Origin of the sequence: Variovorax paradoxus (genome assembly GCA_016806145.1) — a bacterium.
In the GTDB taxonomy this organism is placed as follows: Bacteria; Pseudomonadota; Gammaproteobacteria; order Burkholderiales; family Burkholderiaceae_C; genus Variovorax.
This window is the reverse complement of the sequence record CP063167.1, coordinates 1612279-1632334: the sequence shown is the minus strand read 5'-3', so window position 1 is coordinate 1632334 and position 20056 is coordinate 1612279. Positions and strand designations below refer to the sequence as shown.

Annotated in this window: 20 protein-coding genes; 9 read left to right on the top strand and 11 right to left on the bottom strand. The window is 70.2% G+C overall.

From position 1 onward, the window contains the following. The first annotated feature begins 3 nt into the window (after nt 1-3). Genes INQ48_38660 through fabG form a run of 6 tightly spaced genes read left to right on the top strand, consistent with a single transcriptional unit; the run spans nt 4 to nt 5608 of the window. A complete protein-coding gene (locus INQ48_38660) occupies nt 4-840 on the top strand; it encodes an ABC transporter permease (GenBank protein QRF63156.1) in 837 nt (278 codons plus the stop codon). Further along, nucleotides 837-2501, top strand: coding sequence for an ABC transporter ATP-binding protein (locus INQ48_38655; protein QRF61313.1), 1665 nt, complete (start codon nt 837-839; stop codon nt 2499-2501). The genes INQ48_38660 and INQ48_38655 overlap by 4 nt, the downstream gene beginning before the upstream one ends. Next, nucleotides 2498-3439 (top strand): NAD(P)-dependent oxidoreductase, encoded by a 942-nt coding sequence (locus INQ48_38650; protein QRF61312.1) that lies wholly within the window; start codon nt 2498-2500, stop codon nt 3437-3439. The genes INQ48_38655 and INQ48_38650 overlap by 4 nt, the downstream gene beginning before the upstream one ends. Continuing rightward, nucleotides 3436-3927 (top strand): ureidoglycolate lyase, encoded by a 492-nt coding sequence (locus INQ48_38645; GenBank protein ID QRF61311.1) that lies wholly within the window; start codon nt 3436-3438, stop codon nt 3925-3927. Before INQ48_38650 ends, INQ48_38645 begins: the two co-directional genes overlap by 4 nt. A gap of 2 nt (nt 3928-3929) precedes the next feature. Beyond that, on the top strand, nt 3930-4850 hold the full coding sequence (locus tag INQ48_38640) for an allantoinase PuuE (GenBank protein QRF61310.1): 921 nt from the start codon (nt 3930-3932) through the stop codon (nt 4848-4850). Continuing rightward, entirely contained in the window at nt 4847-5608 is a 762-nt protein-coding gene (gene fabG / locus INQ48_38635) for a 3-oxoacyl-ACP reductase FabG (GenBank protein QRF61309.1), read from the top strand. The genes INQ48_38640 and fabG overlap by 4 nt, the downstream gene beginning before the upstream one ends. A gap of 16 nt (nt 5609-5624) precedes the next feature. Here the strand turns inward: fabG and INQ48_38630 are convergent, their stop codons facing one another. Then, nucleotides 5625-7100, bottom strand: coding sequence for a helix-turn-helix domain-containing protein (locus INQ48_38630; protein ID QRF61308.1), 1476 nt, complete (start codon nt 7098-7100; stop codon nt 5625-5627). A 124-nt stretch (nt 7101-7224) separates the two neighbouring features. On the opposite strand from INQ48_38630, the gene INQ48_38625 reads away from it, so the two are divergent. Next, a complete protein-coding gene (locus INQ48_38625) occupies nt 7225-7782 on the top strand; it encodes a DUF308 domain-containing protein (GenBank protein QRF61307.1) in 558 nt (185 codons plus the stop codon). Between the two features lie 100 nt (nt 7783-7882). Here the strand turns inward: INQ48_38625 and INQ48_38620 are convergent, their stop codons facing one another. From INQ48_38620 to INQ48_38610, 3 genes are all read right to left on the bottom strand, one after another. Beyond that, complete coding sequence (locus tag INQ48_38620; GenBank protein ID QRF63155.1) at nt 7883-8254, bottom strand: cupin domain-containing protein; 372 nt, start codon at nt 8252-8254, stop codon at nt 7883-7885. 161 nt (nt 8255-8415) lie between these two features. Further along, nucleotides 8416-9159, bottom strand: a complete 744-nt coding sequence (locus tag INQ48_38615; protein ID QRF61306.1) for an NAD(P)-dependent oxidoreductase — start codon at nt 9157-9159, stop codon at nt 8416-8418. A gap of 122 nt (nt 9160-9281) precedes the next feature. After that, nucleotides 9282-10685, bottom strand: a complete 1404-nt coding sequence (locus INQ48_38610) for a PLP-dependent aminotransferase family protein (protein ID QRF61305.1) — start codon at nt 10683-10685, stop codon at nt 9282-9284. A 72-nt stretch (nt 10686-10757) separates the two neighbouring features. On the opposite strand from INQ48_38610, the gene norR reads away from it, so the two are divergent. Beyond that, nucleotides 10758-12323, top strand: a complete 1566-nt coding sequence (gene norR / locus INQ48_38605; GenBank protein ID QRF61304.1) for a nitric oxide reductase transcriptional regulator NorR — start codon at nt 10758-10760, stop codon at nt 12321-12323. 12 nt (nt 12324-12335) lie between these two features. Here norR and hmpA read toward each other — a convergent pair whose 3' ends face one another. The 7 genes from hmpA to INQ48_38570 form a co-directional block, all read right to left on the bottom strand. Further along, nucleotides 12336-13523 (bottom strand): NO-inducible flavohemoprotein, encoded by a 1188-nt coding sequence (gene hmpA, locus INQ48_38600; GenBank protein ID QRF61303.1) that lies wholly within the window; start codon nt 13521-13523, stop codon nt 12336-12338. 183 nt (nt 13524-13706) lie between these two features. Then, nucleotides 13707-14522 carry a GntR family transcriptional regulator gene (locus INQ48_38595; GenBank protein QRF61302.1) on the bottom strand — a complete coding sequence of 272 codons (816 nt, stop codon included), beginning with the start codon at nt 14520-14522 and terminating at the stop codon, nt 13707-13709. 72 nt (nt 14523-14594) lie between these two features. Beyond that, a complete protein-coding gene (locus INQ48_38590) occupies nt 14595-15101 on the bottom strand; it encodes a nucleoside deaminase (GenBank protein QRF61301.1) in 507 nt (168 codons plus the stop codon). A 24-nt stretch (nt 15102-15125) separates the two neighbouring features. After that, nucleotides 15126-16226: an ABC transporter ATP-binding protein gene (locus tag INQ48_38585; GenBank protein QRF61300.1), complete on the bottom strand. Its 1101-nt coding sequence runs from the start codon at nt 16224-16226 to the stop codon at nt 15126-15128. Nucleotides 16227-16233: 7 nt separating this feature from the next. Continuing rightward, entirely contained in the window at nt 16234-17064 is an 831-nt protein-coding gene (locus tag INQ48_38580) for an ABC transporter permease (GenBank protein QRF63154.1), read from the bottom strand. Between the two features lie 5 nt (nt 17065-17069). Further along, nucleotides 17070-17981, bottom strand: a complete 912-nt coding sequence (locus INQ48_38575; GenBank protein QRF61299.1) for an ABC transporter permease — start codon at nt 17979-17981, stop codon at nt 17070-17072. Nucleotides 17982-17992: 11 nt separating this feature from the next. Then, on the bottom strand, nt 17993-19129 hold the full coding sequence (locus INQ48_38570; GenBank protein ID QRF61298.1) for a spermidine/putrescine ABC transporter substrate-binding protein: 1137 nt from the start codon (nt 19127-19129) through the stop codon (nt 17993-17995). A gap of 245 nt (nt 19130-19374) precedes the next feature. Between INQ48_38570 and INQ48_38565 the strand changes: the two genes are divergently transcribed. Further along, nucleotides 19375-20001 (top strand): flavin reductase family protein, encoded by a 627-nt coding sequence (locus tag INQ48_38565; GenBank protein ID QRF61297.1) that lies wholly within the window; start codon nt 19375-19377, stop codon nt 19999-20001. The last annotated feature ends 55 nt before the right edge of the window (nt 20002-20056 follow it).

Here is a 20056-nt window from a genome sequence, read left to right as displayed (position 1 = left end):
ATCATGGCTGCCGCCCATCGGCGTGGCGCGAAGCTGACCCTGGCCATCGGACTCTCGCTGCTGGCCATGCAGTTCCTCGCTATCGTGTTCGCCCCCTGGATCGCGCCGTATTCCCCGGTCGACGCGGACCCGATCAATGCCCTGAAGTCGCCGTCCTTCGCGCACCTGTTCGGCACCGACGTGTCCGGCATGGACATCTTCTCCCGCGTGATCTTCGCGACGCGCATCAACCTGCTCATCAGCGTGACCGCGGTGGCCATCGCCTTCGTCATTGGGGTGCCGATCGGGCTGGCCATCGGCTACTACAAGGGCTGGGCGAGTTCCTTCGCGATGCGCATCTTCGACTTCGTCCAGTCCTTTCCCGTCTTCGTGCTGGGCATGGTGCTGGTCTCGGTCATGGGCCAGGAGATATGGAACGTCGCCATCGTGCTGGCCGTGCTCTTCACGCCGGTGTTCGCGCGCCTGATCCGTGCCGAGGTTCTGTCGCTGCGCGACCGGCCCTTCATCGCCGCGGCGCGCTGCAGCGGCGCGACCGACGGCGCCATCATGTTCCAGCACATCCTGCCGAACGCACTGACCCCGGCCATCGTGCAGATCTCCATCAGCATCGGGATGGCGATCCTGCTGACGGCCGGCCTGTCCTTCGTCGGCGCGGGCGTGCGGATGCCCACGCCCGAATGGGGGCTCATGGTGAGCAACGGCGCGCAGCAGATGATCCTCGGCGTGTGGTGGGTCGCGCTCTTCCCGGGCCTGGCCATCGTCTTTTCCGTACTGACATTCGCGCTGCTGGGCGATGCAGCCAAGCAGATGTTCGATCCCCAGACGAGGAGCGCTCCATGAACCAGGTCGCAGACGCGTTGCTCGAGGTTCGCAACCTCAGCGTCGGTTTCTCCGATGCACAGGCCTCCCCCGCCCTGCGCGGCGTGAGCTTCAGCTTGCGGCCCGGAGAAATCCTCGGCATCGTCGGAGAAACCGGAGCGGGAAAGTCGTTGCTGGCACGCGCCATCATCGACATGCTGCCGGGCGACGGCCGCATCCTCGACGGCGAGGTCCTGGTTCGCGGCCAGGCCGTCTCGACGATGACGCAGGCACAGAAGCGCGGACTCCGCGGTGGCGAGGTCGCCCTGATCGGCACGAACGCGAAGTCGCTGCTCGACCCCGTCGTCAAGGTGGGAGAGCAGATCGCCCGCGTGCTTCGCGCCCACCGCGGCATCGACAAGGCGCAGGCCTGGCGCGAGGCCATCGCCCTGTTCGAGCAGGTCGGCATCGTCAATCCGGAGCGCCGCGCCCATGCCTACCCGCACGAGCTGTCCGGCGGCATGGCGCAGCGGGTCGTCATCGCGATGGCACTGATCGCGCAACCGAAGGTCCTGCTCGCGGACGATGCCACCCTGGGGCTCGATGCCACGATCCAGCTGCAGGTGCTCGACCTGCTGGTCCAGAAGGGCCGCGAGCTCGGTCTCGCCGTGGTGCTCATCACCCATGACCTGGGCATGGTCGCCGCGTACTGCGACCGCGTGGGCATCATGAAGTCCGGCGAGCTGCTCGAACTCGAGAGCGTGCACTCGTTCCTCACGCAGGGTCCGCGGCATCCCTACAGCCGCGAGCTGCTCGAAGCGGCCAAGGTGCGTCCGCTTCCGATGGTCCCCGACGCTTCCGCGAGCGCGGGCTCGCGCAGCGGGCAGCCCCTGCTCGAGGTCACGGACCTGGTCAAGACCTTCCATGTCGACGGCTCCTCCGACGTGGTGCGCGCCGTCGACCATGTGTCGCTGACCATCGCGCGCGGCGAGACCCTCGCCCTCGTGGGCGAGAGCGGTTCCGGCAAGACGACGATGGGCCAATGCCTGGTCCGGCTGCTCGAATCCGACGCCGGCTCGATCCGCTTCGACGGCCAGGAAACGCTCGCGCTCTCGGACAAGGCGTTCCGCACGGTGCGCCGGCGCATGCAGATGGTGTTCCAGGAGCCCTACGTCGCCTTGAACCCGCGATGGCGCGTGCGCGAGCTGGTGGCGGAGCCGTTGAAGCTCGGCGAGGCGCTGTCGCGGACCGAGCGCGACGCCCGCGTGATGGAGCTGCTCGAGCTGGTCGGCATCGCCAGCGCGAAGGCGAACGCCTACCCGCACGAACTGACGGCTGGCGAGCAGAAGCGCGTCGGCATCGCGCGCGCACTGGCCGTGCGGCCCGATTTCGTCATCTTCGACGAACCGACGACCGCACTCGACATTCGCGTGCGCGCCCAGATCATCGACCTGGTGCGCGACCTGCAAAAGCGCATGGGGCTGTCCGCGCTGTTCATCACGCATGACCTGAACTCCGTGCGCTCGCTGGCCCACTACGTCGCCGTGATGCGCCACGGGAAGATCGTCGAGCAAGGCCCGACCGAACAGATCTTCTCGCATCCGAAGGAGGCCTACACGCGCAAGCTGCTGGAGGCCGAGCTTCCCATCGAGGCGAAGGAACCGGTTGCGACCCTGACCCTGGAGACTGCCGAGGCCCCATGACATTCGATCGAACAAACACCAAGCCGGTGCTGGTCACCGGCGCCGCGGGCCTGGTCGGCCGCACGCTCGCGCGCCGGCTGGCCGAGCAGCGGCGCGCCTTCATCGCGCTGGACCGAAGCGCGTCGGTCACCGAGGACGGCATCGAGATCGTCGGCTGCGATCTGGGCGACGTGCACCGCATGTACGCGCTCACGCGGGAGGGGATCGACTCGGTCGTCCATTGCGGGGCGTTCTCCGGGCCCATGGTGGCCCGTGATACGCCGCACGCGATGGTGCAGGTGAACATCGTCGGCACCGCCAACATGCTCGAGCTGGCGCGCGTTCACGAGGCCCGGCGCTTCGTCTACTGCTCGTCGACCAGCGCCTATGGCGTCGTTCGATCGGCGGCACCGGTCGCGGAGGATGGCCTGCTGCAACCCGCGAGCCTGTACGGCGCGAGCAAGGTCGCGTCCGAATACATCACGACCGCCTATGCGCAGCAGTACGGCCTGTCGGCGGCCAGCGTCCGCCTGTCATGGGTGTACGGACCCGGAAGGACGACGGACTGCGTGGTCCGCACCATGATCGAAGACGCGCTCGCCGCGCGCCCCACGCGCATGGCGTTCGGCTCGGACTTTCCGCGGCAGTTCATCCATGTCGACGACGCCGTGGACGGCCTGCTCGAGGCGCTCGATGCCGAATCGCTGCCCAGGACCACCTACAACGTCACGGGCAACACGCGCGTGACGCTGGGCGAGCTCGCGCAGCTGGTGCGCCATGTCTTTCCGACAGCCGACATCGTGTTGCAGCCCGGGCCGGACCCGGTGGACGAGTTCCAGGAACAGTTCAGCATCGAGGCCGCACGGCGTGACCTCGGCTACGAGCCCCGGGTCTCGCTCGAACAGGGCATCCGCTCGTACGCAGAATGGATCGAGGCACGCCGGAGTGGGCGGCCATGATCGAGATCGAGCCGCGCCCTCTCTCGCAAGCCGAGTTCGCGCCCTTCGGACGCGTCATCGAGGCGCCCGCCCTGCCGCGGCGTGACTACTTCGACGCGGAACTGGCCTCGCGTCGATCGCACGCGAGCGCTTCGCTGTCCCTGGTCACGAACGATCCGGTGCGCGAAAGCAGGCTCGCGTTCGGCAGCCTCGAATGCCATCCGCACTCGTCCCAGTCGTTCATTCCCATGAACGCCGGCCGCTGGCTGGTGGTCGTGGCGCCCGACGCGCTCGGCCGCCCCGACATGCGGCAGGCGCTCGCCTTCATCGCCGGCCCGTCGCAGGGCATCACCTTCCGTCCGGGCGTCTGGCACCTCGGCCTGCATGTGCTCGACAGGCGTTCGACGCATGCCATCTTCATGTGGCGCGACGGGACCGAAGGCGACGAGACCTTCGTCGACGTCGAGCCGACAACCATCGATTTGTCCAAGATCCTGAAAGAAGCCTGATCGTGAACCACCTTCAAAGAGACTTCGTCGGCTATGGCCGCAATCCTCCCGATCCGAAGTGGCCAGGCGGCGCCCGACTCGCCCTCAACTTCGTCCTCAATTACGAGGAAGGGTCCGAGCCCTCCGTTCACGACGGAGAGGGCCTCACCGAGACCTGGTTCACCGAAAGCCACGGCCTGGCCAACCTCGAGGGGCGAGACCTCGCCGCCGAGGGGCTCTTCGAGTATGGGAGCCGGGTGGGTTTCTGGCGGGTCATGCGGCTGCTGCAGGAGCGTTCGCTGCCCGCCACGATCTTCGGTTGCGCGCTGGCGCTCGAACGCAACCCCGAGGCCTGCGATGCCATCAAGGCGTCGGGCTTCGACGTGTGCTCGCATGGATGGCGCTGGATCCAGCACTATCGGTTGTCGCAGGACGAAGAGCGCGAGCACATCCGTCGCGCCGTCGAGTCCCTGACCCATTCGATCGGCGAGCGCCCGCAGGGCTGGTACTGCCGCTACGCACCGAGCGTCCATACGCGCCAGCTTCTGGTCGAGGAAGGCGGCTTTCTCTACGACTCGGACTACTACGGCGACGAGCTGCCGTTCTGGACACGGGTCGACGGCCAACCGCACCTGGTGGTGCCCTACTCGCTGACCAACAACGACGGCCAGTTCGCCGCCGGCGTCAGCACCGGCAACGACTGGTACGGGTTCCTCAAGGATGCCTTCGACATGCTCTACAAGGAGGGCCGGACCCAGCCCAAGATGATGTCCGTCGGCCTGCACATGAGACTCGTCGGCCATCCCGCGCGCGCCGCGGCCCTGGAGCGTTTTCTCGACTACATCCGCCAGTTCCCCGACGTCTGGGTGACGCGGCGCATCGACATCGCCCGGCACTGGCGGCACGTGCATCCGGCGCCCGCAACCCAGGGAGCCGAATCGTGAAGAGCCCGTTCGATCTTTCCGGCCGCAAGGCCGTCGTCACCGGCGGCAGCCGCGGCATCGGCGGCGCCATCGCCGAGCTGTTCCTCGAACATGGTGCCGAGGTCGCCATCTGCCATCTGGGCGACGAGGCCAATGCCAGCGCGCTGCGCGAGCGGATGGCCGCCAGGGGGCACGCGCTCCATTGCACCGAATGCGATGTCTCCAGCCCCGCTGCGGTCGACCGGTTCGCCGAATGGGCCACGCAGCGGCTCGGCCAGGTCGACATCGTCGTCAATTCCGCGGGCGTCGGCGGCGGCGACCGGCCCTTCGAGTCGACCGACGAGCGCGACTGGGATTTGACCGTCGGCGTGAACCTGCGCGGCACGATGCTGGTGACGCGGGCCTTCTTCGCGGGCATGACCTCGCGCCAATGGGGACGCGTGATCAATGTCGCCTCGCAGCTCGCCTACAAGGGCGCGCCCGGCCTCGCCCACTACTGCGCGGCCAAGGCCGGCGTCGTCGGATTCACGCGTGCGCTGGCCTATGAGGGCGCCCCGCGCGGCGTGCTGGTCAATGCCATCGCGCCGGGTCCCGTGGACACCGACCTGTTGCGCAATCACAGCGAGCAATGGCTGGCGTTCAAGAAGAGCCAGCTGCCGGTCGGCCGGTTCGGCGAGGTGGGCGAGATCGCACCGACCGCGCTGCTGCTGGCGTCGGAAGCGGGTGCGTTCTACGTGGGGCAGTCCTTGTCGCCGAACGGGGGCGACGTCATGCTCTGAGGCTGCGTCAACAGCCCTAGATCAGCCCGCGCGTCGCCGCCTTCAGCGTCGCGGCCGCGCGCGTCGTGCATCCGAGCTTCTGGAACACGCGCTCCACGTGCGTGCGCACCGTGCTGGGACTGATGCCCAGCGCGCGCGCCACCTCCTTCGTGTTGTCGCCCTGGCTGATGCAGCGCAGCACCTCGAGCTCGCGCTGGGACAGCGATGCATCGTCCTGCGTCGGCGCCGCGGGCTTCGGCGGCACCGCGCCCGGCAGCGTGCTGGCGCACAGCGCCTCGACCACGGCCGCGTCGAAGCGGCCGGCCGCGGCGTCTTCGTTCATGCGCTCGGCCGCCTGTTCCCGCGTCAGCGCCTCGCGCCACGGACGGCGCGTGCAATGCGACCACCACTGTTCGGCCGCGGCGACGACCTGCCCTTCCAGCGGCATGGCCGCACCCGAGCGGCCGCGGAAATGGCCCGAGCCATCGCGCCGCTCGAAGGCGAAGGACGCGATCTCCGCTTCGGCCGCGAGGCCATCGATCTGCCCGGCGGCGCGCGAGGTCCAGTAAGGCACCAGCCGCACGCGCTCCAGCGCCGAGGCCTGCAGCGGCCCGGGCGCGTTCCAGATCGCATTGGGCACCGAGGCGCGTCCGATGCCATGGATCAGCCCCGCCTTGTAGGCGCGGCCACAGCCGGCTTCGTCCAGTCCCATGCGCGCGCCGCAGTCGCGCGCCAGGCTGGCCACGCGGCGTGAGTAGCCGGTCATCCACGGCAGCTTGAGGTCGATCACGTCGCCGACCAGTTCCAGCCCCATGGGCCGGCGCATCGAGTCCGGCTGTTCCGCCGCCTCGGCCCATGGCGCGGCAGGTGCATCGAGCGCCTGCATCCAGGCCGCGAGATCGGCCGCGCTGGCGTCGAGCAGCGCGGCCGGGTAGAGGCTGTCCGCGCGGCCGCGCACCAGCGCGAGCGCCTGCTCGATGCCGTACAGGCGGCCGAAGATCTCGAGGTCGCTGGCCAGCGCCACCACATAGGTCGAGAACGGCACCGCCTCGCCGCGCAGCAGGCCGGGCACGCCGCTGCCGTCGTAGGCCTCGAACACCGCGCGCAGCGTGGCTTCGGTGTCGTGGCTCAGCCCCAGCGTGTGGGCGATGTCGCCCGCGATCTCGCAGTGGATCTCGGCCATGGCGAGCACCGCACCGGGCACCGGCGCGCTGTCGTGGGGCTGGCGCATGCGCGGTGCCGACGAGGCGAGCAGGGCCCGGCGGCCCTCGACGTCGTCGTCGAGGAAGTCGGCGAACTCCTGCGCATTGGCCGTGCAGCCCGACCAGCGCAGCAGCGCGGCATGGCGTGCCGCCTCGATCTGCGGCGCGGTGCAGCCGGCCCGCGCCGCGATCTTGCCCGCGAGCCAGGCGGTGCGCAGCGAATGGTCGATCGGCTGGCCCATGCTCAGGTCGCCGATGAAGGCCAGCGCGCGGACGGCGTCGAAAACGGGGATGGTCGTGTCGTCGGACATGGCGCATTTTGCGCGTGTCGGTCATTCGACCGATACCGGCCGCCGGGGCGGCCCGGAAGAATCGTGGCATCCACCGCTCGACGGGCGGTCCCTCCTCTCTCGCGGCCTCCACCGCCTCTTCCTCATGTCCGACATCCTGCAAAACCCATCCCCGCGCGCCGCCTGGCTGCGCAAGCTCTATTTCACCCGCGCCGCCTTCTCCTTCGCCTGGGTCGCGCTGGCCTTCACCGTCGCCAGGCAGTCGCCCGCGCTGGCCACCGTGCTGCTGATCGTCTACCCCGCCTGGGACGCCTTCGCCAACCTGTGGGACGCCCGGATGAGCGGTGGCGCGCAGGCCAATCCCACGCAGATGCTCAACCTCTGGATGAGCACCCTGGTCGCGCTCGCGGTTGCGGCCTCGCTCGTGGCCGGCTGGCAGGTCGTGCTGCTGATCTTCGGCGTCTGGGCCATCGTGTCGGGCCTGCTGCAACTGGCCACGGCCCTCCGCCGCCGCAAGGCCGAACGCGGCCAGTGGGTGATGATGCTCAGCGGCGCGCAGTCCGCGCTGGCGGGCGGGCTCTTCATCTCGCGGCAAGGCACCGATGCGCCGATTCCGCAGACGCTGGCGGGCTATGCGGCGGTAGGGGCGGTGTACTTTCTGATCTCGGGGGTGGTGATTCTGGTGCGGGAGCGCAGGCGCTGAAGGGGCGGTGCGCTGTTACACAGCGCGTATGTGGCGACGGGTCCGACGGATTCCCGACGCCATACAGCCTCGGCCACCCTGCGGCGGCGAGCTTGCTTGCTCAAGGCGGCAACACCAGCGGCCCGCAATCCGAATCCGCAATGAAGGTCGCGATCAGCGATGCCGGCTTCACCGGATCGGGGTTCTCCGCGAACAGGTGCAGCGCGCGCGGCGGCTCGAACCAGGTCTGGCCGGCCTGGTAGTCGACCGCGGGGCCGCCCGCCATCTGCGAGCGCACGGTGCCGCTGACCACCACGGCCTGCACCGAGCCCGGATGCCGGTGCGCGGGGGTGTAGGCCAGCGGCGGAAACTCGACCATGGCGGTGGTGATGGACTTGCCCGGCACGTTCGGCAGCGGCTCGCACGACAGCGGCCGCACGGTCGTCTGCGGACGCGCGGCGCTGCCCTCGGGCGCGGGGGCCGAGGCGAACATCGGGCGCGTCACGCTGGTGCAAAGGTCGTCGAGCCACGCGACGGTGACCTGCTTGCCCGCATGCGGCACCAGGGCCCATGCGGCCGCGCCAAGGGCGAGCCCCGCGAGCGACAGCGCTACCGCATGCCGCGGCGCGCGCGACGATAGGCGGGCCGCGATGCTCACGACCGTGCCTCCGCGCCCAGCCGCATCGACGGGGTCCAGCCGAGCAGCCGCCGCGCCTTGCCGCTGTCGACCTCGGGGTTGTCCTCGGCGATGTTGAAGACGCCACCGGCCGAATGGCGCCAGGCCAGCAGCGCGGCCCAGGCGGCCGCTTCGACATGCACGGGGCTCGCGCCCTTGGGCTCGTCGGCGCCGGTGCCCGGGCCGTAGAGCTGGCCGTAGCGCAGCACGGTGCCGGTGATGCCCGGTGCGTGAAGCACGGCCTGCTCGAGCGCCACCACGCCGCCCACGCTGACGCGGCGCGCGCCTTCGGCCTCGGTGTCGAGCGGCTGCGCTTCCGTATACGGCTTGGGGCCCGGCGCATAGGCCCAGGCGATGCTCTGGGCCACCATGCGCACCGCGCCCGCGGCGCGCGCGGCCTCGACGAGGTTGCGCGTGCCCTCGGTGCGCACACGGGCGTTGCGTGCCGTGGCCTCGGCCATGCGCGCAGGATCGAGGCCGCGCGGCAGGTCGGTGAGCTGGTGGATCACGCCGTGCGGCGCGATGCGCACCAGCGCGGCCTTCAGCGCCGCTGCATCGAACACGTCGACCAGCACCGGCTTCACGCCCTGGGCCTCGAGCGCCGCGGCGCGCTCGGGCTGGCGGGTGCTGCCGTGCACTTCGTAGCCGGCCTCGCGCAGCAACGGGATCAGGGCCGAGCCGATGGCGCCTGTGGCGCCGGCCAGGAAGATTCTTTCGCTCATGGCGTTCTTTCTCTCGGATGCGGATGCTTTGGAGCCTCCAGCTTATGCAGCCGATGGTCCGGCGCACAGTGCCAAGAATCGGTGGATCGGATGGACCATCGCGGCCCATCGCGATGGCGCACTCAGCCTTGCCGCACCAGCGCCAGCAAGCGCGCGCAGGTCTCGGCCGCGATCTCCACGCGCAGGTCCGCCACGCCGAGCAGCAGCCCGGTGTTCTCGGGCCCGGGCCACGCGTACCACGGCGACAGCGGCACCGGCGTCAGGCCGTGCGCCGCGAGCGACTGCGCCAGCGCCAGGTCCGACACGCCCGGTGCGAGGCGCAGCAGCACGGTCAGGCCCGCGGCGATGTAGGTGGCCGATGCCGCATCGAGGCAGGCGACCAGTGCCGCGCGCCGCTGCGCATAGACCTGCCGGGTGCGGCGCAGGTGGCGCAGGAAATGGCCGTCGCGCAGGAAGGCAGCCACCGCCAGCTGCACCAGCGGCGCCGGGGCCGGCGGCACCACCGCCGCATGGCGCGCGAAGCGCTCGACCTGGTCCGCCGGCACGACCAGGAAACCGAGCCGCAGCATCGGGCTGATGGTCTTGCTGAAGGTGCCCACGTGCAGCACGCGCGCGCCGTCGCCCGCGGCCACGAGCGAGGGCGCGGCGCGGGCGCCGAGCTGCAGCTCGCCCAGATAGTCGTCCTCCACCACCCAGGCCCGCGCGCGCTCGGCCCAGGCCAGCATCGCCTGCCGCCGCCACGCCGACAGCGCCACGCCGAGCGGCGCCTGCTGCCCCGCGGTGACGACGGCCAGCGCCGCATCGGGCGCGCGTGCCACGCCCTCGTCGACCACCAGGCCTCCGGCATCGACCGGCACCGGCACCGGCTCGACGCCGAGCGCCTGCAGACAGCGGCGCGTGGTGGGGTAGCCGGGATCCTCGGTCCAGGCCGAAGTGCCGCGCAGCCCGAGCGCCTGCACCGCGAGCGAGAGCGACCCCGCGTAGCCGGTGGTGACGAAGACCTGCGCGGCCGTGCACGGCAGCCCGCGCGCGAGCGAGAGGTAGGCCGCGATCTCGCTGCGCAGCGCGAGCTCGCCGCGCGGGTCGGGATTGATCTGGCGCGCATGCGAGGTGGCGCGCACCGCGCCCGTCATGATCCGCGCCCAGACCTTGGCGGGGAACAGGTCCTGCGCCGGGTTCGCCATCTGGAAGATGCCCGAGCGGCCAGGGAAGCTCGGGATGGTGCCGCCGGGCGCCGATGGAATCGCCACGGCCTCGCGCGGGCGCGACGTCGGCGGCAGATGCTCGGCGACGAAGGTGCCGGCCGCGCCCAGCGAGACGATCAGCTGCGCATCGAGCAACCGCTCGTAGGCCGCGCTCACCGTGCCGCGCGCCACGCCGAGCTGCGAGGCCAGGTCGCGCCACGACGGCAGGCGCGCGCGCGGCGCGAGCCGGCCCTCGCGGATGGCCGCGCGCAGGCCCGCGGCGATCTGTTCGCTGACCGGCTCGCGTGCCGCGCGGTCGATTCGTAGCTGGAGCTTCGACATGGGCGGATGTTAAGCAAGGAGGCCTTGCGGCCGCTGCGTGCATCGGCGCGCCGCGACAATGGCCGCCACCCCATGACGCCTCCCAGCCTGCTCACCGCCCTGCTGCCCCTGATGGCCGATCTGGCCCAGGACCTGCCCGAGGCCGAACGCCATCGCCGCCTGCTCCAGGCCCTGCGCGCCCTGCTGCCCTGCGACGCCACCGCGATGCTGCGGCTCGACGGCGACTGGCTGGTGCCGCTGGCCGTCGACGGCCTCGGCCGCGACACGCTGGGCCGTCGCTTTCGCGCGAGCGAGCATCCGCGCTTCGCCCAGCTGCTCGAGGCGCCCGGCCCCGTGCGCTTCGCGGCCGACTGCGGCCTGCCCGATCCCTTCGACGGACTGGTCGAGGGCGTGCAGGGCCATCTGCCGGTGCACGACTGCATGGGCTGCGCGCTGCGCGTCGACGGCAGGCCCTGGGGCCTGCTCACGCTCGACGCGCTCGAGGTCGGCCGCTTCTCGCGCGTCGAGCTCGATGTGCTCCAGGCCTTCGCCAGCCTCGCGGCCGCCACCGTGGTGGTGGCCGCGCGCATGGACGGCCTGGCCGCACGCGTGGAAGACGAGCGGCTGCGCGCCGACAGCTACGCGCGCGCGGGCGGCCAGGCACCGCGCCAGCTGATCGGCCACGGCGCCGCGCACAAGCGGCTGCTCAGGGAGATCGCGCTCGCGGGCCCGAGCGAACTCTGCGTGCTGATCCAGGGCGAGACCGGCGTGGGCAAGGAGCTGGTGGCGCAGGCGCTGCATGCGGCCTCGCCGCGCGCGAAGCGGCCGCTGGTCAGCATCAACTGCGCGGCGCTGCCCGACAACCTGGTCGAGAGCGAACTCTTCGGCCATGTGCGCGGCGCCTTCACGGGCGCGGTGACCGATCGCCGCGGCAAGTTCGAGCTCGCCGACGGCGGCACGCTGTTCCTCGACGAGGTGGCGGAACTGCCGCTGCCCGTGCAGGCCAAGCTGCTGCGCGCGCTGCAGGACGGCCAGATCCAGCGCCTGGGCTCCGACCGCGAGCACCGCGTGGACGTGCGCGTGATCGCCGCGAGCAACCGCAACCTGGCCGAGGAGGTGCGCGCGGGCCGCTTGCGCGCGGACTTTTACCACCGGCTCAGCGTCTATCCGCTGCAGGTGCCGCCGCTGCGCGAACGCGGGCGCGACGTGCTGCCGATCGGTGGCTTCTTCCTCGAGGAGGCGCGCGTGCGCATGGGCCTGGGCGGCGTACGGCTCGACGCGGGCGCGCAGGCCGCGCTGCTGGCCTACGACTGGCCCGGCAACGTGCGCGAGCTCGAGCACCTGCTGGGCCGCAGCGTGCTCAAGGCGCTGGGCCGGCATGCGCAGCGTCCGCGCATCCTCACGCTGAGCGCCGAAGACCTCGGGCTCGCCAGCCCGGCCGCGGCTCCGCCGAAGATCGAGCCCGCGGCGGCGCGCCCTAGCGGCGATGCGATCGGTTCGCAAGGCCTGCGCGAGGCCGTGACGCAGTTCGAGCGAACGATGGTGGAGCAGGCGCTCGAGCGCCACGGCTTCAGTTGGGCCGCCGCGGCGCGCGCCTTGCAGGTCGATCCGGCCAACCTCGCGCGCACCGCGAAGCGGCTGGGTGTTGCGCGCCGCTGACCGCGGCGCGATTCACTCGAGCGCCGAGGCCGGCCCGAAGAACTCGAAGCGCGACTGCGCATCGGGCACGCCCCATGCGCGCAACTCGCGCCGCACCTGCTGCATGAAGGGCTTGGGCCCGAGGAAGTAGGCATCGACGTCGCGCGTGTGCGCGGGCAGCCAGGCCGCGAGCTTCTCGCGATCGAGCCGGCCGACCGCGTGCGGGCGCGCGGCATCGCCCGCATCGCTCTCGTCGTAGCAATAGAAGCGGCTCAACCCCGGATGCCGCGCCGCCATGCCATCGATGTGCTCGCGGAACGCATGCACCGCGCCATTGCGCGCGCAGTGGATGAACACCACCTCGCGCTGCGTGGCCAGTGCCTGCTCGAGCATCGCGAGCGTGGGCGTAATGCCCACGCCGCCGCTGATCAGCACCAGCGGCCGCGCGCTGTCGGCCAGCGTGAACTCGCCCGAGGGCGGCAGCAGCTGCAGCGTGTCGCCCTCGTGCACGTCGTCGTGCAGATGGTTCGAGGCCACGCCGCCGGGCTCGCGCTTCACGCTGATGCGGTAGCTGCGGCCGTTCGGCGCGGCCGACAGCGAATAGTTGCGGCGGATGTCCTTGCCGTCGACCCGCAGGCACAGGCCGATGTACTGGCCCGGCGCGAAGTCCATCAACGGCCCGCCATCGGCCGGTGCGAGATGGAACGAGACGATCTCCGCGCTCTCGGCCTGCTTGCGCGCCACCGTGAACGCGCGCATGCCGCGCCAGCCGCCCGGCGCCGCGGCCTGTGCGTCGTAGCGCTGCTTCTCGGCGCCGATGAGGATGTCGGCGAGCTGCCCGTACGCAGCGGCCCAGGCATCGATCACCGCGTCGGTCGCGACCTCGGCGCCGAGCACGTCGCGGATGGCGCGCAGCAGGCAGCCGCCGATGATCGGGTAGTGCTCGGGCATCACCTGCAGCGCCACGTGCTTGTTGACGATCTGCGTCGCGAGCGGGCCCATGGCCTCGAGCCGGTCGATGTTCTTCGCGTACATCAGAACGCCATTGGCCAGCGCGCGCGGCTGGTCGCCCCTGGCCTGGTGGGTCTCGTTGAAGAAGGGCCGCACCTCGGGATGCTCGGCCAGCAGCATCCGGTAGAAGTGGGTGGTGAGCGCCTCGCCGCCCTGCTCGAGCAGGGGCACGGTGGACGAAACGATGGCGCGCTGGGTGGCGGTGAGCATGGGACCTCGGGGTGGTGTTGAAGGACGGGGCTTTCAACGCAACCGGTGTGCCATGCGCAAGGGCCTTTCAAATCAACGGCTTAGCTGCCTTCATGTCGAATCGACTGCCCGATGGTTCGAGTCGATTCGACTGCTCCCGTCGAATCGACCGGGCTCTTCCGCTCGATGTGCGTGCCGCGGCGCCTATCCCTTCTTCCGCGGCCGCCCGCGCGCGCCGCCCTTCGCCTTGGGCGCCGGAACCGCCGCGGCCTCTGCGTCCGGGCCAGCGTCCACCGACGCCGACGCATAGCGCGCCAGCACGTCGCGGATGTCCACGCCCGCGCGAATCGGCGGCAGCGCGCGGTCGGCCACCGCTTCGAGGTGCCGCTGCATCACGTCGGCGGCCGTTGCGAAATCGCCCTTGGCCAGGGCGTCGACGATGTCCGCATGCTCGGTCACGGCGCATTCGCTGGAGTGCGGGCGGCCATAGGTCGCGAGGATCAGCGAGCAGCGCGAGACCACCTCGCGCACATAGCGTTCGAGCAGCTGGTTGCCCGTCATCGCGGCGAGCTGCAGATGGAACTCGCCGGCCAGGCGCATCGAGCGCACGGCATCGCGCCCCGAGGCCTGCTGCTCCTTGACGACGTGCGAGCGCAGCGTGGACTCGTGCGCGGCCGAGAGCTTGCCCGACAGCGTCTGCACCACCGTGCGCTCGAGCCCGTTGCGCACCTGGAAGATCTCGCGGCCCTCCTCGAGGCTGGGGTTGGCCACGAAGGCGCCGCGGTTGGGCTTGAGCTCGACCAGGCCTTCGACCGCGAGCCGGCCCAGCGCCTCGCGCGCGATGGTGCGGCTGGCGCCGAAGCTCTCGCCGATCGCATCCTCGGGCAGCCGCGCGCCGGGCTGGAGGCTCTGCTCGATGATGGCCAGCCGCAGGGCCTCGTGCACGGTCTCGGTCCGCGTGCGGCCGAGCTTGTCGTCGGGAACAGTGGCGGGGCTCGGCGGGCGTCTGGAGGGTGGCACGGGGCTGGGTGTCGCGTGGCGAAAGGATCGGGAAGCGCGATTATTGCGCCCGCGGCCGTGCCGGTGCCCCGCTCAACGGGAGGGTGGCGGCACCTTGCGCGGCGCAGCCCAGGCCTCGAGGATCTCGATCGCATCCCACGGCAGGTGCTGCTCGGCGGGCGTCAGGCCCTCGGCGAGCGTGGCACCGGCCACGCGGCGCAGCTCGTCCACGTCGATGGGATGGCGTGCCGTCACGGGCAGGCCCTCGAAGGCCGCGCCCGATTGCGCGAGCGTCGCGGCATGGAACAGCCGACGGATGCCCGCCACGCGCATCGCGGCCACGCACATCGCGCATGGCTCGCACGACGAATACAGCTCGCAGTCCGACAGGTCGACGCGGCGCAGCCGCCGGCAGGCATCGCGGATGGCCTCGACCTCGCCATGCGAGGTCGGGTCGAAGTGCGCGACCGAATGGTTGAAGCCCTCGCCGACCACCTGGCCGCCCTTCACGATCACCGCGCCGAAGGGTTCGGTGCCGGGTTTGGCGAGTGCCTGCGCGGACAAGGCCAGCGCCTGCCGCATGAATCTCTCTTCGTACATGTGTGCTCCAGTTTCGAAGGGGCGTCAGGCGTTGCGCGGCAGCAGCCACGCATGTTTGGGGTCCCAATGCAGGCCCACGCGCCGGCCCGGCGCGAGCTCGAGCGACTCGATCTCGTGCTGCTGCTTCTGGGCCCGGAACTCGTGCCCGCCCGGCAGTTCGATGAAGACCGTCTGCGTGGAGCCGACGAACTCCAGGCCCAGCACGGCGCCCTCGAGGCGCGAAGCCCCCGCGGGCGCCTCGGTCTCCGAGGGCCTGAGCGACACACGGTCGGCCGCCACCACGAAGCTCACGTCGGCGCCGCGGTCGAGCGCGCGCCGCGCCGGCACCGCGAAGCTGCCGAGCGCGCCGTCGACGCGCGCCCAACCTTCGGCGTCGAGCGCACCCACCGTGCCGGTCAGCAGGTTGTTGGTGCCGATGAAGTCGGCCACGAAGGGGTTCACCGGCGCGCGGTAGACGTCCTGCGGCGCGCCCACCTGCTGGATGCGGCCCTCGTTCATGATCACGATTCGGTCGGCCAGCGCGAAAGCCTCCGACTGCGCATGCGTCACGTAGACGAAGGTGATGCGCAGCTCGCGGTGCAGCCGCGCGAGCTCGGTCTGCATGCGCACGCGCAGGTGCGCGTCGAGGGCGCTCAGCGGCTCGTCGAGCAGCAGGATCGAGGGCTCGGTGACCAGCGCCCGCGCGATGGCCACGCGCTGGCGCTGGCCGCCCGAGAGCTGCGCGATCTGCCGGTCGCCCATGCCCGCGAGCCCCATGCGGCCGAGCCAGTCGAGCGCGCGCTTGCGCCGCGCTTCGGCGCCCAGCCCCTTCATGCGCAGCGGAAACTCCACGTTCTGGGCCACCGTGAGAAAGGGGAACAGCGCCAGGCTCTGCCACACCATCGGCGTGTCGCGCTGGTAGGCCGGCACGTCGCGCATGCTGCGCCCGCCGATCAGGATGTCGCCGGAGCTGGGCTGGTCCAGCCCGGCCAGCAGCCGCAGGGTGGTGGACTTGCCGCAGCCCGAGGGCCCCATGATGGCGACGAACTCGCCGGCCGCGATGTCCAGGTCGATGCCGCGCACGGCGTGGTGGCCCGCGAAGCGCTTGTCGAGCGCGCGCAGCGAAACATAGGCGTCGTTGTTCATCCAGTCCTCACTCGGTTGCGGTGCGCGCGGCCGGTCGTCCGGCCCGCACGCCCATGAAGCGCTGCGCGAGCAGCACCAGCGCCACGCTGACCGCCAGCACCACGGTGCCGATGGCGTTGATCTTCGGACTCACCTGGCCCTGCAGCAGGTTGAGGATGCGCACCGGCAAGGTCTCGTGCACGCCGCCGACGAACCAGGCGATCATGAATTCGTCGAACGAGACCGCCGCCGCGAGGAAGAAGGAGGCGATCAGCGACGAACGGCAGAACGGGATCACGACGCGCACCAGGCCCGTGGCGGGTGACGCGCCCATGTTCCAGGCCGCCTGCTCCATGTCGGGCCCCAGTTCGCCGAGGCGCAGGCGGATGATCGCCATCGAGAACGAGGTCGCGATCGCCACGTGGCAGGCGACGATGGCCTCGACCCGGCCGAACAGGCCGATGCGCGACAGGAAGGCCAGCATCGCCATGCCGAGGATGGTGGCCGGCACGGCCGGCGGAATGGCCACCAGCATCGCGAAGGCCGACTTGCCGCGGTAGCGATAGCGGTGGTCGAGGTAGGCGGCCGCGAAGCCGAGCACGGTCGAGAGCACCGCGGTGCCGAGCGCGACCACCAGCGTGTTGACGAAGGCGTCGCGCACCATCTCGTCGTCGAGGATCGCGCGCTGCCACTGCAGGCTGAAGCCGCCCCACGGGATCGTGGGATAGCGGTTCGCGTCGAACGAGAACACGACGATGACCAGCATCGGCGCCGCGATGAAGGCGAACAGCAGGGCCAGCCAGGCGTACTGTGCGGCGCGCGAAATCTTCCTGGCGCGCGCGTGGTCGATGCCTGTCATGCCGCTCATGCCGCGCTCCTCGCACCCAGGCGCCGGGCCAGGCCCAGCACGAGGCCGAGCAGCGCCAGCATGCAGACGCCGATCACCGAGGCCCGCGGCCATTGTGACCCCGACTTGACGGTGTCGACGATCAGGATCGACAAGGTCGGTGGATTGCTGCCCGTCATGAACACCGGGCTCACGTAGTCGCCGAAAGCCAGCAGGAAGGTGGTCGAGCCCGCGAGCACCAGCGCCGGGCGGATGGCCGGCAGCAGCACGTGGCCCACCACGCGCAGCCGCCTGCAGCCGAGGTTCTCGGCGGCCTCGACCAGCGACGAGTCCACGCCGCCGAGCGCGAACACCAGGATCAGCACCGCGACCGGCAGGCTCAGCGTCAGCAGGCCGATCTGCAGCGACAGCGCGCCACCCAGCAGGGGCAGCGCCGACACGCCGAGCGCGCCCAGCAGCGTGTTCGCGAGCCCCTCGGGGCTCAGCACGATCTGCCATGCATAGATGCGCAGGATGTAGCTCGAGAACACCGGCACCAGCAGCGCCGCGATCGCGGCATCGCGCCAGCGCGCGGGCAGCCGGAACGCGATCGTGTAGGCAGCCGGGAACGCGATCGCCAGCGCGAGCACCGTGGCCGTGGCCGAGACCGCGAGACTGTGCAACGCCGCCTGGTGGAAGTTCGAAGCGCCGAGGATGCGCGTCCAGTTGTCGAGCGACAGCGCCGGCTGCAGCTTGAAGGAGCGCACCTGCCAGAAGGTGACGACCACGAGGAACAGCAGCGGCGCCGCGAAGAAGACGAGCTGCCACAGCAGCACGGGCAGGCCGAGCAGCACCGGTACCGTCCTGGGCGAGGGACCGCGGCGCGCGCTCCCGCGGCCTCTGGCGGGCACGGGAGCCATCGCCATCGATGGCGTGGAGGAGGCGTTCATGGTGCGCGCGCTCAGAGGCTCTTGAACTGGCTCCACGCGTCGTTCCAGTCCTCGATCGACTGCTTCGAGGGCAGCTGGCGGAACTGGATCTTCTTGGCCTTGTACTCATCCATCACGTTCGGCCCCTTGAGCGTCATGCGCAGGATCTCGGCCTCCTTCGGCTTGGTCTCGTTGAGCAGCTTCCAGCCGGCCATCGAGGGAATGCTCTTCTTGTTGTCGGCCTTGGTGGCCATGCGCACCTGGCCCTCGGGCGAGGTCGTGTACTGGATGAACTTGCGCGCGAGGTCGCGCTTGGGCGTGCCCTTGACGATCGACAGCGACTCGGTCCACTGCAGCCCGCCCTCCTCCGGAATGATGGTGTCGACCGGCACGCCGTTCTGGCGCAGCCCGAGCGTGATCCATTCGCCGATGCCGGGCACGAGCTGGGCGCGGCCATTGGTCATCGACGAGAAGATGTCGGCGACGGTGTAGAAGCCCGAGGCCTGCGGCTTGAGGCTGAAGAGCTTCTTCTTCACGGCCTCGAAGCGTGCCTTGTCGATGTCGAAGGGCGGGCGGTTGCCGTTGGCCAGGCTGATCGAGCCCATCGACGGCAGGTACCAGTCGAACAGGCCGACCTTTCCCTTGGCCTTCTCGCTCCACAGCGCCGCATAGGAGGCCACCTCCTTGGGCGTGAACGCCTTGGTGTTGTACGACAGGCCCAGGTAGCCGAAGTCCGTCATGACGCCGTAGAGCTTGCCGTCGAACCAGTGCAGCGGGAATTTCTGGAACTCGGGCCAGTAGTCCTTGAGCGGATAGTCGGCGGGGTCGAGCGCCTCGATGAAGTCGGCCTCGTGCAGCAGGTGCATGTACTCGGCGTCCGCGAGCACGACGTCGAAGCTGCCGGGCGGGGACTGGTTGATGACGGCCATCATCTGATCGCCGCCCACGTATTCCTTGATGCGCACCTTCACGCCGTGGGCCTTCTCGAAGGCCTCGATCAGGTAGGGATCGGCATTGCCGGGCCAGGACAGATAGTTCAGCACCTGGGGCGACGCCGCATCGGCCGGGGTCCAGGCCGCGCCGGCGGCCGCGGCACCGGCGGCGAGGCCGGCTTGCAGGAAGGTGCGACGGCTGAGATCGCGCGAGGGCGGAAGCGGGGCTGCGGACATGACGACTCCTTCAGAAAGGGTGGAACATAGATTGCATACGATCCTTGCCGCATGCATCCTTCGTGCCAACAGCCATCGACCCCAGAAATTCTCGAATCCTCCAATGAAACCGCCCGTTTCACCCTGTTTGAGCCACACTCCATGCCGCACAACAATGAGGCCTCGAGAACCATATATCGCACCATTCGCATGCAAACCTTCAAACAAAGTGCATGCAATCTTTTAAATCATTGATGCTTTCAACCATGGACATCGACTTCCAGGCCCTCGACCCCTACGCCCGCTACAAGCTGATGGCGAGCCTCATCGTGCCGCGGCCGATCGCGCTGATCACCACGCTCGAGCCCGAGGGCACGGTCAATGCCGCGCCCTTCAGCATGTTCAACATGGTGGGCGAAGATCCGCCCCTGGTCTTCGTGAGCATCAACCGCCTGCATGACGGGCGCATCAAGGACACGGCCGCCAACATCCTGCGCACCGGCGAGTTCGTCGTGCACCTGACCGACGAGGCGATGGCCGAGCAGATGCATGCCTGTGGCGATTCACTGCCGCGCGGAACCAGCGAACTCGCCCATGCCGGATTGCATGCAGTCCCGTCGAACAGCGTCGCGCCACCGCGCATCGCCGAGGCGCCCGTGGCCTTCGAATGCGTGCTGCACGAGACGATGGAAACCGAGAGCCGCTACGTGTTCTTCGGCCGCGTGAAGTGGCTCGCGGTGCGCGACGGGCTCGTGGACACGGAGCGCTGGCGCGTGCAGCTGCAGGACTACCAGCCCGTGGGGCGTTTCGGCGCGAGCTTCTACGTGGGCACGCAACAGCGCTTCGCGCTCGGCGCCGCGGCCTCGGCGGGCAACGGCATCGACCAGCTCTAGCCGCGGGCGCTGCTCGCTGGCGGCGCAAATCCATGTCATAAATCCTCCCTAGCAT

What these genes read in the sequence shown, in the direction of transcription:
- INQ48_38660 (QRF63156.1), top strand. Translation starts at nt 4, where the DNA reads ATGGCTGCCGCCCATCGGCGTGGCGCGAAGCTGACCCTGGCCATCGGA.
- INQ48_38655 (QRF61313.1), top strand. Translation starts at nt 837, where the DNA reads ATGAACCAGGTCGCAGACGCGTTGCTCGAGGTTCGCAACCTCAGCGTC.
- INQ48_38650 (QRF61312.1), top strand. Translation starts at nt 2,498, where the DNA reads ATGACATTCGATCGAACAAACACCAAGCCGGTGCTGGTCACCGGCGCC.
- INQ48_38645 (QRF61311.1), top strand. Translation starts at nt 3,436, where the DNA reads ATGATCGAGATCGAGCCGCGCCCTCTCTCGCAAGCCGAGTTCGCGCCC.
- INQ48_38630 (QRF61308.1), bottom strand. Translation starts at nt 7,100, where the DNA reads ATGTCCGACGACACGACCATCCCCGTTTTCGACGCCGTCCGCGCGCTG.
- INQ48_38625 (QRF61307.1), top strand. Translation starts at nt 7,225, where the DNA reads ATGTCCGACATCCTGCAAAACCCATCCCCGCGCGCCGCCTGGCTGCGC.
- INQ48_38620 (QRF63155.1), bottom strand. Translation starts at nt 8,254, where the DNA reads ATGTTCGCCTCGGCCCCCGCGCCCGAGGGCAGCGCCGCGCGTCCGCAG.
- INQ48_38615 (QRF61306.1), bottom strand. Translation starts at nt 9,159, where the DNA reads ATGAGCGAAAGAATCTTCCTGGCCGGCGCCACAGGCGCCATCGGCTCG.
- INQ48_38610 (QRF61305.1), bottom strand. Translation starts at nt 10,685, where the DNA reads ATGTCGAAGCTCCAGCTACGAATCGACCGCGCGGCACGCGAGCCGGTC.
- norR (QRF61304.1), top strand. Translation starts at nt 10,758, where the DNA reads ATGACGCCTCCCAGCCTGCTCACCGCCCTGCTGCCCCTGATGGCCGAT.
- hmpA (QRF61303.1), bottom strand. Translation starts at nt 13,523, where the DNA reads ATGCTCACCGCCACCCAGCGCGCCATCGTTTCGTCCACCGTGCCCCTG.
- INQ48_38590 (QRF61301.1), bottom strand. Translation starts at nt 15,101, where the DNA reads ATGTACGAAGAGAGATTCATGCGGCAGGCGCTGGCCTTGTCCGCGCAG.
- INQ48_38585 (QRF61300.1), bottom strand. Translation starts at nt 16,226, where the DNA reads ATGAACAACGACGCCTATGTTTCGCTGCGCGCGCTCGACAAGCGCTTC.
- INQ48_38580 (QRF63154.1), bottom strand. Translation starts at nt 17,064, where the DNA reads ATGACAGGCATCGACCACGCGCGCGCCAGGAAGATTTCGCGCGCCGCA.
- INQ48_38575 (QRF61299.1), bottom strand. Translation starts at nt 17,981, where the DNA reads ATGAACGCCTCCTCCACGCCATCGATGGCGATGGCTCCCGTGCCCGCC.
- INQ48_38570 (QRF61298.1), bottom strand. Translation starts at nt 19,129, where the DNA reads ATGTCCGCAGCCCCGCTTCCGCCCTCGCGCGATCTCAGCCGTCGCACC.
- INQ48_38565 (QRF61297.1), top strand. Translation starts at nt 19,375, where the DNA reads ATGGACATCGACTTCCAGGCCCTCGACCCCTACGCCCGCTACAAGCTG.